The sequence below is a fragment of the Methylobacterium pseudosasicola genome (genome assembly GCF_900114535.1).
Taxonomy (GTDB): domain Bacteria; phylum Pseudomonadota; class Alphaproteobacteria; order Rhizobiales; family Beijerinckiaceae; genus Methylobacterium; species Methylobacterium pseudosasicola.
In genome coordinates this window covers 89586-102344 of sequence record NZ_FOTK01000013.1, presented here as the reverse complement: position 1 = coordinate 102344, position 12759 = coordinate 89586, and the positions used below count along the sequence as shown (strand labels likewise).

General features: G+C 68.3%; 13 protein-coding genes. 6 read left to right on the top strand and 7 right to left on the bottom strand.

The genetic code is table 11. The features are described from left to right. The first annotated feature begins 249 nt into the window (after nucleotides 1-249). Together BM228_RS14565 and BM228_RS14560 are read left to right on the top strand one after the other, a co-directional pair. The gene (locus tag BM228_RS14565) at nucleotides 250-1170 is read left to right on the top strand and encodes a 50S ribosomal protein L11 methyltransferase (RefSeq protein WP_092041808.1); all 921 of its coding nucleotides are present in this window, start codon (nucleotides 250-252) and stop codon (nucleotides 1168-1170) included. A gap of 30 nt (nucleotides 1171-1200) precedes the next feature. After that, nucleotides 1201-1389, top strand: coding sequence for a ribosome modulation factor (locus tag BM228_RS14560; protein ID WP_092041696.1), 189 nt, complete (start codon nucleotides 1201-1203; stop codon nucleotides 1387-1389). A 13-nt stretch (nucleotides 1390-1402) separates the two neighbouring features. On the opposite strand, the gene BM228_RS14555 is transcribed toward BM228_RS14560, so the two are convergent. Beyond that, on the bottom strand, nucleotides 1403-1663 hold the full coding sequence (locus BM228_RS14555) for a hypothetical protein (protein WP_092041693.1): 261 nt from the start codon (nucleotides 1661-1663) through the stop codon (nucleotides 1403-1405). 138 nt (nucleotides 1664-1801) lie between these two features. Here BM228_RS14555 and BM228_RS14550 point away from each other — a divergent pair, with 138 nt between their 5' ends. The 4 genes from BM228_RS14550 to BM228_RS14540 all read left to right on the top strand — a co-directional run bounded on the left by BM228_RS14550 (nucleotide 1802) and on the right by BM228_RS14540 (nucleotide 6864). Next, on the top strand, nucleotides 1802-3634 hold the full coding sequence (locus tag BM228_RS14550; protein ID WP_092041690.1) for an aminopeptidase P family protein: 1833 nt from the start codon (nucleotides 1802-1804) through the stop codon (nucleotides 3632-3634). A 131-nt stretch (nucleotides 3635-3765) separates the two neighbouring features. Then, entirely contained in the window at nucleotides 3766-4059 is a 294-nt protein-coding gene (locus BM228_RS14545) for a hypothetical protein (protein ID WP_092041687.1), read from the top strand. Further along, nucleotides 4046-4465 carry a hypothetical protein gene (locus tag BM228_RS33775; protein ID WP_139234094.1) on the top strand — a complete coding sequence of 140 codons (420 nt, stop codon included), beginning with the start codon at nucleotides 4046-4048 and terminating at the stop codon, nucleotides 4463-4465. Before BM228_RS14545 ends, BM228_RS33775 begins: the two co-directional genes overlap by 14 nt. A 248-nt stretch (nucleotides 4466-4713) precedes the next feature. Continuing rightward, nucleotides 4714-6864 carry a protein-disulfide reductase DsbD family protein gene (locus tag BM228_RS14540; protein WP_208612037.1) on the top strand — a complete coding sequence of 717 codons (2151 nt, stop codon included), beginning with the start codon at nucleotides 4714-4716 and terminating at the stop codon, nucleotides 6862-6864. Between the two features lie 13 nt (nucleotides 6865-6877). On the opposite strand, the gene phoB is transcribed toward BM228_RS14540, so the two are convergent. From phoB to pstS, 6 genes are all read right to left on the bottom strand, one after another. Next, nucleotides 6878-7573: a phosphate regulon transcriptional regulator PhoB gene (gene phoB / locus BM228_RS14535; protein WP_092041685.1), complete on the bottom strand. Its 696-nt coding sequence runs from the start codon at nucleotides 7571-7573 to the stop codon at nucleotides 6878-6880. Between the two features lie 174 nt (nucleotides 7574-7747). Further along, complete coding sequence (phoU, locus tag BM228_RS14530) at nucleotides 7748-8470, bottom strand: phosphate signaling complex protein PhoU (RefSeq protein ID WP_092041803.1); 723 nt, start codon at nucleotides 8468-8470, stop codon at nucleotides 7748-7750. 328 nt (nucleotides 8471-8798) lie between these two features. Next, nucleotides 8799-9614 (bottom strand): phosphate ABC transporter ATP-binding protein PstB, encoded by an 816-nt coding sequence (pstB, locus tag BM228_RS14525; protein ID WP_092041682.1) that lies wholly within the window; start codon nucleotides 9612-9614, stop codon nucleotides 8799-8801. Nucleotides 9615-9698: 84 nt separating this feature from the next. Beyond that, nucleotides 9699-10595 (bottom strand): phosphate ABC transporter permease PstA, encoded by an 897-nt coding sequence (gene pstA / locus BM228_RS14520; protein ID WP_092041680.1) that lies wholly within the window; start codon nucleotides 10593-10595, stop codon nucleotides 9699-9701. A gap of 12 nt (nucleotides 10596-10607) precedes the next feature. Further along, complete coding sequence (pstC, locus tag BM228_RS14515; RefSeq protein WP_092041677.1) at nucleotides 10608-11585, bottom strand: phosphate ABC transporter permease subunit PstC; 978 nt, start codon at nucleotides 11583-11585, stop codon at nucleotides 10608-10610. 85 nt (nucleotides 11586-11670) lie between these two features. Continuing rightward, nucleotides 11671-12711, bottom strand: coding sequence for a phosphate ABC transporter substrate-binding protein PstS (gene pstS / locus BM228_RS14510; protein WP_092041675.1), 1041 nt, complete (start codon nucleotides 12709-12711; stop codon nucleotides 11671-11673). Between the last annotated feature and the right edge of the window lie 48 nt (nucleotides 12712-12759).

Genomic DNA, 12759 nt, shown 5'->3' with positions numbered 1-12759 from the left:
TTGAGGGTCTGGCCTTGGGGAAGCCGAGACTGTTGTAATCACAGAATTCACATGCGGAAACTGATTTAAGGCGTTTTTAACATGCCGAATGTCAGATGTGACTGAGCGGCAACAAACCAGCAAACTCGGTCCCGTGTCCGGCTCGCAGCCAGGCGGATGCCGGGCACGGGGTCGATTCCGCCGGACGCGATGCGATTTTTTCGCTGGGCCCCTGTGATGTCGCGCGCCCGGGCGCTACAGCCGGGCACCATGCTGGAAGGTCTGCCGCCCCACCGCCCGACTCACATCCTGCGCCTCACGACCGACGAGCGGTCGGCCCGGGCGATGACGGATCTGCTGGGCGAGATGTTCGACCCCACCGAGACCGCCGTCGCGGCGTTCGAGGATGCGGATGGCCATACTTGGCGGCTGGAGGCGTATTTCGCCGACGCGCCGGACGAGGACTATGTCCGCGACCTGATCCGCCCGGTGATCGGGGACGAGGCGGACGTCGCCGAGTTCCGCACCATCGAGCAGCAGGACTGGGTCCGCACCTCCCTGGAGGGGCTGAAGCCGGTCCGGGCCGGCCGCATCCTCGTGCACGGCGCGCACGACCGCGACGCGGTGCGCGGCAACGACCTGCCGATCGAGATCGAGGCCGCTTTGGCCTTCGGCACCGGTCATCACGGCACCACCCTCGGCTGCCTGCGCGCCCTGGTTTTCGAGCTGAAGCAGCGGCGCCCGGCCCATGTCCTCGACGTGGGTACGGGGACCGGGATCCTGGCCTTCGCGGCCGCCAAGGCCCTACGGCAGCCGGTTGTGGCCGGCGACCTCGACGGCGAGGCGGTGCGCACCGCCCGGGAGAACGCCCGGCTCAACGGTCTCGGCCCCTACCTCAAGCTCTACGAGGGGCCCGGGGTACGCCACCGTCTCGCGGAAAGGCCGCGGCACTTCGACCTCGTCTTCGCCAACATCCTGGCGCGGCCGCTCCGGCGCCTCGCCCCGACCCTGTCCCGGGTGGTCGCGCCCGCGGGGGTGCTGGTCCTGTCCGGGCTGATCGAGCGCGACGTGGCGGGGGTGCTCTCGACCTATCGGCACCAGGGTTTTCACCTCGTGCGCCACGGCCTGATCGAGGGCTGGGTCGCCCTGGTGCTCGCCCGCGGCGGTGCGGCGAAGCGGCCCCGCCGCTGAACCGGCGTCCGGCCCGCGCATTGCCCGGGCATGAGCCAGCCGTCGCACCACGATCCGCTCGTCGACCCGATCACCGAGGGCGCGCAGGCGCGGGCTCGGGGCCGGCCCAAGGATGCCTGTCCCTATCCGGCGGCTTCGCCCGCCCGCATTGCTTGGCTGGAGGGCTATGACGGCGTCCCGACCGGCCGCGCCCGGGATCTGCCGATCGCGGACGCCTGAAAGCGGGGATTTTCTAGCGCGCGGTCCGCAACTGCCCGGACCGGAGCGCATCCTCCGGTGTCGTTTCGGAGGCCGGGCTCGCCGAGCCGCTTTCCTGCGCCACCGGCGCACCCAGAGCGGCCATCAGGATCCGCAACCCGTCCACCCATTCCTCGGCCTCCGCCAGCGATCCGAATCCGTCGCGCCGGATTTCGGTGTCGGGCTCGATCGTGGTGATGGCGTCGAAGAGGCCGTCTGGTCTGTCGCTGATCCGGTAGAAGACGCGGCGTGGCATGACTGGGAAGATAGGGCAAAGAACGGGCGTGATAAGATTGTCCGCGATGCTAAACCCTAGGTTACGGCTACGTCCATGGATCTCACGATGGATCCGATGCGGTTGCGATCAGGGACCGGCGGGCGATAGGCTTGTCTCATGACAGAGCCCAGTCCGCCCCGCCACCGATTCCAGACTTTTGACGATCCCAGCCACCGCAAGGGCGCCGAGCGCATCGAGGCCTTGCGCGCCGCCCTGCGCGAGACCGCCCTCGACGGGTTCGTGGTGCCTCGGGCCGACGAGCATCAGTCGGAATACGTTCCCGCCGACGCGGAGCGGCTGGCCTGGCTCACCGGCTTCACCGGATCGGCCGGTACGGCGGTGATCCTCATGGAGTCCGCGGCCCTGATCGTCGACGGCCGCTACACCCTGCAGGCGCCTGAGCAGGTCGATACCGGCGTGGTCACCATCGTTCCGCTGGCCGAATCGACCGCGGAAGCCTGGATCGCCGACAATCTCAAGCGCGATCAGGTGCTGGGCTACGATCCCTGGCTGCACACCTCGGACGGTGTCGCGCGCCTGGAGCGGGCGGCGGTGAAGGCCGGCGGTTCGGTTCGGGCGGTGCCGAACCTCGTCGATGCCGTCTGGGCCGGGCGCCCGAAGCCGCCCGCAGGTCCCGTCGTCGTTCACCCGGAAGCCTTCGCGGGCGAGACCGTTGCCGACAAACTCACCCGGGTCCGCGCAGCCTTAGCCGAGGGGGGCTGCGACGCCCTGGTGACCTCGGACCCGCACAACCTCGCCTGGGCGTTCAATTTGCGCGGCTCGGATGTCGGCCATACCCCCCTGGCGCTCGGCTACGCGATCCTGCCGCGCGAGGGCCGAGCCCGGCTGTTCCTGTCCTCACCCCAGATCGATCCGGCGCTGCGGGCGGCCCTGACGCCCGTGGCCGAGATCCTGACCCGGGCCGATCTCGATGACGGGCTCGGGTCCTTCAGCGGCGTGCGCGTCCGGGTCGATTCCGCCACGGGCGCCGTCGCCCTGAAGGAGAAGATCGAGGCCGCGGGTGGGACCGCCGATATCGGCAAGGACCCGATCACCGCCATGAAGGCGGTCAAGAACGCCGCCGAGATCGCAGGCGCCCGCGCCGCCCATACCCGCGATGGCGCCAGCGTCGTGCGCTTCCTCGCTTGGCTCGACGGTGCCGCCGCCGCGGGGGGCCTGAGCGAGATCGCCGCGGTCGAGGCGCTGGAGGATGTCCGCGCGGCCGGCGGCGACCTGCGCGACGTGTCGTTCCCGACGATCTCGGGCTCCGGCCCGAACGGGGCGATTGTCCATTACCGGGTCACCCGCACCAGCGACCGGGTGGTGCGGCCGGGCGAGCTGTTCCTGATCGATTCCGGCGCGCAATACCCGGACGGCACCACCGACATCACCCGCACGGTCGCGGTCGGCGAACCCAGCGCTGAGATGGCCGACCGCTTCACCCGGGTGCTGAAGGGGCACATCGCCATCGCCCGAGCGGTCTTCCCGAAGGGCACCACCGGCGCCCAGATCGACGCCTTCGCCCGTGCGCCGCTCTGGCAGGCGGGGCTCGATTTCGACCACGGCACCGGCCACGGCGTCGGCGCCTTCCTGTCGGTCCATGAGGGGCCGCAACGCATCGCCAAGACCGGGACGGTGGCCCTGGAGCCCGGCATGATCCTGTCGAACGAGCCCGGCTACTACGCGTCCGGGGCCTACGGCATCCGGATCGAGAACCTCGTCTTGGTCGAGCCGCGCGCGATCCCCGGCGGCGAGCGCCCGATGCTCGGCTTCGAGACCCTGACGCTCGCCCCCTACGACCGGCGGCTGATCCGCTTCGACCTGCTCGCGCCGGAGGAGCGGGCCTGGATCGACGCCTATCACGCCCGGGTGCGTGACACCCTCGCGCCGCACCTCGATGCGGAAACCCGCGCGTGGCTGGACCGCGCGACGGCGCCGCTGGCGGATTGAGGGACGAGCGGTTGCTCCAGGCGCGGCCTTGTGCGGGCGAAGGTGGCGCTACAGAGTGAACGGACCTCCGAGTCGGCGTCTGGTCATCCGCGCATGGGCTGGCCGACCCGGATCATCAAGGGTGGTAGCTCATGCCCCGACGTTCTCCGGATCTCGCCGAAGTCGCCAAGAAGGCCGCCAACGCGTCCTTCGGCAGCGCCCTGGTGCAGGCTGTCCACCTCGGCGACATGGAAGGCTCCGACGGCGAGGATGTCCGTCGCGTTCAGTTGATCGTCTCCGACAACGCCATCGACCAACTCGACGGCGACAAGCTGCTCGATGCCGGCTTGGCCATGCGCAAAGCCTTGCAGAAGGCCGGCGAGACGCTGCGCGTGGTCGTCGAGTATGCCGAGCAGCGCGAGCTTGACGAACTTGGCGCTGATTGATCCTGAACATCTGTTCGTACAGGCAGATGCTTTTCTTCTTCAAATCGATCGTGGCTCGTTACGTCAAGCCGATTTGCGTCGTGCATTCTCGAATGCCTACTACGGATTGTTTCACGCGATCTTGACTGCCGCAGCTGATGAGATGGTCGGCAGAAGAGTGCGAGGAAGTCCTATTTGGACCCTGGCCTATCGCTCAATATCCCATCAGCGATTAAGAATTTTATGCGAACAAATTGATAAAAATAATCTCAAACAGAAGATCAGATCTTGCGAGCCGACAGGCGGGTTCGACGTCCATATGCAAACGATAGCCCGGGCGGTCGTCGAATTGCAGGACCGGCGGCACGCCGCCGACTACGATCCGTCCCTCTCCTTCCTGCAAACCGACGCGCGGGCGGCGCTCTAGACAGCCCGGTCCGCGGTCAACCGGCTGGCTCACCTGAGGGCGGATCACCGACGGGCGTTCCTCTCTACCTCATCCTGTTCGAGCCCCGCTGAGCGACCCCAGCGGCGTCATGGTCTCGGCCTTGCGGTGTTGGGCGGAGGACAGGGTGCGGACCCCCGCGCTATAAGTCTTCTCGTCACGGAAAAGCCCGCGCCGATCCCGAAGACATCCGGGTGAAACCGCGACCGCTTCGCGCGCGAAGGGACAGCATGATCCGCCGCCTCGCCTTCCTGCTCCTGATGCTCGCCGCGAGCCAGTCGGCCGCGTCGGCCCAGGGCTTCCGCACGCCGCCCGACCTCGTGCAAGTGAGCCTCGTGGCCGAGCCGGTGGCAGTGGCGGGCGCGCAGCCGTTCACGCTGGCGGTGCGGATGCAGGTGAAGCCGGGCTGGCACGTCTATTGGCGCAATCCGGGCGATTCCGGCCTGCCGCCGGAGGTGACCTGGACCCTGCCGGCCGGCTTCAACGCCGGCGCGATCCGGTGGCCGGCCCCTGAGCGCATCGCGATCGCGACGCTGATGAATTACGGCTACGAGGGCGAGGTCACGCTGCTCGTGCCGGTGACGCCGCCGCCGAGCCTCGATCCGGCCGATCCGGTGCGGATCCAGGCCAAGCTGACCTATCTGGTCTGCGAGACCGAGTGCGTGCCGGGCTCCGCCGATCTCGCCCTGACTTTGCCGGTGGGCGAGCCCCGGCCTGACGCCGGCCAGGCCGCTCTATTCGAGCGGGCCCGGGCCGCCCTGCCCGCCCCGGCGCTCTGGCCTCTGCGCCTCTCGAGCCAGGGCGACACGCTGCAGCTCGATTTCGCCGCCACCGGCCTCAAGCCCGAGACGATCAAGGGCGCGTCCTTCTTCCCTTATGCTGAGACCGCCATCGACAACGCCGCCGCCCAGGTCATGACGGTCGACGAATCGGGCCTGCATCTCACGCTCGCCCGGAGCAGCCCGGCCGAGCCGGCGCCGGCCGCCCTGCCGGGCGTGCTGACCGTCGAAGAGGCGACCGACGCCGGCACGCACCGCCTCGCCTTCGCGTACGGGGACGAGCCGGTGCTGCCGGCCCCGGCGGTAGCGGCCGAGACCTTGGCGACGCCGCCGCCCGCCCCCGCCTTCGACGCGCTGACGCTGGCGACCGCGGCCGGGCTCGCCTTCCTCGGCGGCCTGATTCTCAACCTGATGCCCTGCGTCTTCCCGGTCCTATCGATCAAGGTGCTCGGCCTCGTGCGGCACGCGGGTGAGAGTCCCGCCCGCGTGCGGCTGCACGGCCTCGCCTACACGGCCGGCGTACTAGCGAGCTTCCTCGGGCTGGCCGCCCTGCTGCTCGCCTTGAAGGGCGGCGGGGCAGCGATCGGCTGGGGTTTTCAGCTGCAATCGCCCGCCGTGGTGGCCGGGCTCGCCTATCTACTCCTGGCGATGGGCCTGAGCCTGTCCGGCGTGGTTCATCTCGGCGGGCGGCTCGCCGGGATCGGGGACGGGCTCGCCCGGCGCTCGGGGCTCAGCGGCTCGTTCTTCACGGGCGTGCTCGCCACCCTGGTGGCGACCCCCTGCACGGCGCCGTTCATGGGCTCGGCGGTGGGTTTTGCCCTGACCCAGAGCGCCGGTGTCGCGCTCGCGGTGTTCGCGAGCCTCGGGCTCGGCCTCGCCCTGCCCTTTCTGGCGCTCACCCTGTGGCCACCGGCCCTGCGGGCTCTGCCGCGTCCGGGTGCCTGGATGGAGACCCTGAAGCAGGTCCTGGCCTTCCCGGTCTACGCCACGGTGGCGTGGCTGGTCTGGGTCCTGGCGCAGCAGGTCGGCCCGCAGGGGCTGCTCGCCGGCCTGATCGGTCTCGTGCTAGTGGGCTTCGCCGCCTGGGCCTGGGAGCACGGGCGCGCCGCCACCCCGCGGGTCGGGCGGGTCGTCCAGGGGCTGGCGCTGGTGACCATCCTGGCCGTCGCCGCCCTCACGCTGAGCCTCGACCGCGACCGGGCAGGTGCCCCGGCCCAGGCGGTCACCAACGGCATCGAGCCGTTCACCCAGGCCCGCCTCGACGCGCTGGTGAACGAGCGCCGGCCGGTTTTTGTGAACATGACTGCGGCTTGGTGCATCACCTGCGCGGTCAACGAGACGACCTCGCTCTCGACCAAGGCGGTGCGGACCGCGATGACGGACCGGGGCGTCACCTACCTGAAGGGCGACTGGACCAACCAGAACCCCGAGATCACCCGCTTGCTGGAGAAGCACGGGCGCAGCGGCGTGCCGCTGTACCTGCTCTACACCGGAACGGGAGAGCCCCAGGTTCTGCCGCAGATCCTCACCGAGGGGACGGTTCTGTCGGCCCTAGAGACGGTGCCGGCATCTGCGAACAAAAGCGCGGCGCTGGCCCGCTGACCGGTACGGCGCGCTAGGCCTCCAGCGAGAACGTCTCGTCGAAGGCGTAGCCCGAGCCGCGCACGGTGCGAATCGGATCGGCCTGCCGCGGCGCGTTGAGCGCCTTGCGCAAGCGCCCGACATGCACGTCCACGGTGCGCTCGTCGATATAGACGTCGTGGCCCCAGACCCCGTCGAGCAACTGCTCGCGGGAGAAGACCCGGCCAGGCGCCAGCATCAGGAATTCGAGCAGGCGGAACTCGGTCGGGCCGAGATGAAGCTCCTCGCCGGCACGGCGGACCCGGTGGCCGGTGCGGTCGAGCTCGATATCGCCGGCCGCCAGCCGGTCCGCGACATGGGCCGGCTTGGCCCGGCGCAGCAGCGCCCGGACCCGGGCGAGCAGTTCCGGAACCGAGAACGGCTTGACGATGTAATCGTCGGCCCCGGTGCCGAGGCCGCGGACGCGATCGCCCTCCTCGCCCCGGGCGGTGAGCATGATCACCGGCAGCCGCTCGGTCTCGCGCCGGGCGCGAATGCGGCGGCACAGTTCGATCCCCGAGAGGCCCGGCAGCATCCAGTCGAGCAGGACGAGATCGGGCGTGCGCTCGGCCAGGAGCAGCTCCGCATCGTCACCGCGTGAGGCCGAGTCCACCAAGAAGCCCTCGGCCTCGAGGTTGTAGCGCAGCAGGGTGGTCAGGGCCTCCTCGTCCTCGACGATCAGGACTTGCATGCTCACGTTCGATAACCTGTTCCGTAGACGGCACCGGACGGCCCGCCCGCGCCAGAGAGCTTGGGCAAGGCGATGGTGCGGCAGTCGCCGCGCTCCCTCAACCCGCCCGCACCCTCAATCTGCCTCTGTCCCACAGGCGGATTGCGCACTGCGCCGATCGCAGCGCGCCGCGCCTCAGGGGGCCGTGGCGGCGGGGCCGACCGTCGCGTAGTTCGACGCATCGTTCTTCGGCCGCTCGCCGGCCAGGGTCTCGCCGGTGACGAGGTAGTGGATCGTCTCGGCGATGTTGGTGGTGTGGTCGCCGATCCGCTCGACGTTCTTGGCACAGAACAGCAGATGCGTGCAGAACGAGATGTTGCGCGGATCCTCCATCATGTAGGTCAGGAGTTCGCGGAACAGCGAATTGTACAGGGCGTCGATCTCGCCGTCGCGTTCCCAGACATCGTAGGCCGCCTTGACGTCGCTGCTGGCATAGGCGTCGAGGATGTCCTTGAGCTGGGCCTCCGCGAGGTCGCTCATGTGGCGCACGCCGAGCACGATCTTCTGGGCGGGGGCCTGATCGGAGATGGCCACGACGCGCTTGGCGACGTTCTTGGCGAGATCCCCGATCCGCTCCAAGTCGCCGGAGACGCGGATCGCCGAGATGGTCTCGCGCAGGTCGATCGCCAGGGGCTGGCGCCGGGCAATGAGCAGCACGGCCCGCTCCTCGATTTCGCGCTGGAGCGCGTCGAGGCGCTTGTCGGCGAGGATCACCGCCTGGGCGAGGGTGTCGTCCCGGCGGACCAGGGCGTCGGTCGCCTCGGTGGCCATCTTCTCGGCAACGCCGCCCATCTCGGAGATCGAGCGACGCAGGTCATCCAGGTCGGTGTCGTAGGAGCTGACGATATGGCCGGGCATGGTCGATCCTTCGATGGCGTCCCGCAAACCTTGATCCGCGAGGTCTGGCGGAAACCCGCCGTTTTGGTCACGGAGACCGAGGCGTGTGCCTCGGTACCCAGTCCCTTGTACAGTCTAGAACATGATGCGGAGAGGTAAAGTCCGGCTTTTCGGATTCGATACGCGACGAGAAACCGCCGGACGACATCGATGTTCCCGGACCAAGGCAGCATGTTCCGAAGCTGAGCCCGAGGATCTTGCGATCGGGCACAGCCCCGCGTCTTGTAGCCGGCGTACGAACGAACGCCGAAGCGGTATTCGGCTCTACAGAGAAAGCTTCAACCAAAATTTAACCGAACCGGCCAGTGATGTAATCCTGTGTGCGTTGCTCGACCGGATTCATGAACATCCGGTTCGTGGGGCCGAACTCGATCAATTCACCGAGATACATGAAGGCGGTGAACTGCGAGATCCGCGCCGCCTGCTGCATGTTGTGCGTGACGATCACGATGGTGAACTCGTCGCGCAACTGCTCGATCAACTCCTCGATGCGGCCGGTGGAGATCGGGTCGAGCGCCGAGGTCGGCTCGTCGAACAGGATCACCTCCGGGCGCTGGGCCACGGTGCGGGCGATGCACAGGCGCTGCTGCTGCCCGCCCGAGAGGCCGGTGCCGGCCTGGCGCAGCTTGTCCTTCACCTCGTCCCAGAGGGCGGCCTTGCGCAGGGACTGCTCCACCCGCTCGTCGAGCTCGGATTTCTGCAGCTTCTCGTAGAGGCGCAGCCCGAAAGCGACGTTGTCGTAGATCGACATCGGGAACGGCGTCGGCTTCTGGAAGACCATGCCGATGCGCGAGCGCAGCTCGTTCAGGTCGACGGAGGGATCCAGCACGTTCTCGCCGTCGAGCAGGATCTGCCCCTCGGCCCGCTGCTCCGGATAGAGGCTGTAGATCCGGTTGAAGCAGCGCAGCAGGGTGGACTTGCCGCAGCCGGACGGGCCGATCAGCGCCGTGACCTGCCGGTCATGGAAGTTGATGTCGACGTTCTTCAGCCCGTGGAAGCTGCCGTAGTAGAAATTCAAACCCTTCACGGCGATCCGGACCGCCCCGCCCTCGTCGGCGTGGTTGCGGGTGAGATCGACCGTCGGGATCGCGGAGGCGGCGTTCATCGTCGTGTCCTCGAGAAGGGTCTCAGGGCATCATCCCGAAAGGTGTCTCCCGGCTTTCGGGAAGAATGATGCAAAGTTAAAAGTCTAGCGCGACATCTGCGGCTTGATGACGAGGCGGGCGATGATCGACAGCACCAGGATCGTTACCGTGATCAGGAGCGCCCCAGCCCAGGCGAGGCTCTGCCAGTTCGGGTAGGGCGAGAGGGCGAACTGGTAGATCATCACCGGCAGGTTCGCGACGCCGCCCATCAGGTCGGGGGAGAACCAGGAATTGTTGTTGAGCGCGGTGAACAGCAGCGGCGCGGTCTCGCCGGCGATGCGGGCCAGCGCCAGGATGATCCCGGTGACGATGCCGGCCGAGGCCGCCCGCCAGGTGACGCTGACGATCACCTTTGACGGCGGAGCGCCGAGCGCCGCCCCGGCCTCGCGCAGGGTGCTCGGCACCAGGCGCATCATGTCCTCGGTGGTGCGCACGATCACCGGCACGGCGATGATGGCCAGCGCCACGCCGCCGGCCCAGCCCGAATAGGTCCCCATCGGCCGCACCATCAGGGTGTAGACGAACAGGCCGATCAGGATGGACGGCGCCGAGAGCAGGATGTCGTTGAGGAAGCGGATCAGTCCGGCGATCTTGGAGAACCGGCCGTATTCAGCCAGGTAGGTGCCGGCCATCACGCCGATCGGCGTCGCGATGCTGATGCCGATCCCCGTGAGCACCAGGCTGCCCAGGATCGCGTTGGCGATGCCGCCGCCCGCGGAGCCGGGTCCCGGGGTCGGGTGCATGAACAGGTCCGGCGAGAAGCCGCGGATGCCCTGGATGATCAGCATCAGCAGGATCGAGCCGAGCACAACGGCGCCGACCACGGTGGCGACCAGGCAGGCGGTGCGCAGCACCCGGTCGGCGACCCGCCGGCTGTGGCGGACCCGCCCGGAGCGCCGGGGCGCGGCATCAGCTTGGGTCATGGGATTGGACGCGTCCATCGTGAGCCCTCCTCAGGCAGCCTTGACGCGCCGCGTCAGCAGCCGGGCGATGATGAGCACCACGAAGGTGATGACGAACAGGATGCAGCCCAGGGCCATCAGGGCGTTGAGCTGGAGCCCGTCGGCCTCGTTGAACTCGTTGGCGATCCGCGACGCGATGGTCGAGCTCGGATCGAAGATCGAGGCCGAGAGGCGGTTGGCGTTGCCGATCACGAAGGTCACCGCCATCGTCTCGCCGAGCGCCCGCCCGAGGCCGAGCATGATCGCCCCGATGATCGACACGGAGGCCTGCGGCACGAGCACGTGGCGCACCACCTCCCAGGTGGTGCAGCCGATCCCGTAAGCGCTCTCGCGCAGCACGGTGGGGATCTGGTCGAGCATGTCCCGGGCGATCGAGGCGATGAACGGCACGATCATGATCGCCAGGATGATGCCGGCGGTGAACACGCCGACGCCGGACGGCACCCTTGCGTAGAACAGCGTGCCGACGATCGGCAGGCCCTCGACCAGGTTCGAGACCGGGATCTGGATGACGCGCGCGAAGAGCGGCGCGAACACGAACAGGCCCCACATGCCGTAGATGATGCTCGGCACCGCGGCGAGCAGCTCGATGGTCATCGCCACCGGCTTGCGGGCCCAGCCCGGGCAGAGCTGCGTGAGGTAGACGGCGATCCCCAGGGAGACCGGCACGCCGATCAGGAGCGCCAGGGTGGCGGAGGCCACGGTGCCGATGACGGCGACCAGGGCGCCGTATTGCTCGGTCCCGACATTCCAGGCGCTGGAGGTCAGGAAGGCGAAGCCGAATTCGCGGAAGGCCGGCCAGCCGCCGTACAGGATCGAACCCAGGATGCCGGCGAGCACGACCAGCACGAACAATGCCGCACCGTAGGAGCAGACCCGGAACAGGGTGTCGAGGCTCCGGCTCGGCCCTTTGCGCGCGGCGGCGGCGCGGGGTCGTGCGAGGGCAATCGTCTCGGTCAAAGCGGGCATCCGCGATTCTCTGCGAAGGGGGCTTGGTAGCGCGGTGCGGTCCGCGATGCGAGGGAGGAGGCTGCAAACCCCCTCCCCAATGCACTTAGATGTTGAAGACGGGCTTACCGTCCTTACCCTTCACGGTCTTCCACTCTTCGTGGATCAAACCGACGACGTTGTCCGGCAGCGGCACGTAATCGAGGTCGGCAGCGAGCTTGCCGCCGTTCTTATAGGCCCAATCGAAGAACTTGAGCGTATCGGCGGCCTTGGCCGGATCGGCGGGATCTTTGTGGACCAGGATGAAGGTCGCCGCCGTGATCGGCCACGCGTCGTCGCCCGGCTGATTGGTCAGCGAGATACCGAAGCCCGGAGCGGATTTCCAATCGGCGCTGGCGGCAGCGGCCTGGAAGGCCTTGTCGTCCGGCTGCGGATACTTGCCGGCCTTGTTCTGGACCAGGGCGTAGGCGAGCTTGTTCTGCTTGGCGTAGGCGGATTCGACGTAGCCGATGGCGTTCGGCACCTGCTTGACGGTGGCGGTCACGCCCTCGTTGCCCTTGCCGCCCTGTCCGACCGGCCAGGAGATCGTGGTGGCCGCGCCGTAATCCTTCTTCCAGGTCTCGGAGGCCTGGGACAGGTAGGTGGTGAAGATGTTGGTCGTGCCCGAGGCGTCGGACCGGTAGACCGGGGTGATGGTTGCGTCGGGGAGCTTCACGCCCTCGTTGAGCTTCGCGATCCGCGGGTCGGACCACTTCGAGATCTTGCCGGCGTAGATGTCGGCCAGCACGTCACCGGTGAGCTTCAGCTTGCCGGGCTCGAGGCCGGCGATGTTCACCACCGGCACGACGCCGCCCATCACGGTGGGGAACTGGACGAGGCCGTCCTTGGCCAGCTGCTCGCCCTTCAGCGGCGCGTCGGTGGCGCCGAAATCGACGGTCTTGGCCTGGATCTGCTTGATCCCGCCGCCGGAGCCGATGGACTGGTAGTTCAGTCCCGAACCGGTCTCCTTGCGGTAGGCTTCGGCCCACTTGGAGTAGACCGGGAATGGGAACGTGGCGCCGGCACCTGTGATGTCGGCAGCGAGTGCCGCGGACGCCAGCTGAACCGTCGCGAGGCCGACGGCGAGCGCGTAAGCGAAGGGTCTCAAGGGTATCTCCGTTGCCGTCGGGCGAAAGCCTGCGCCTCACTGCCGGCA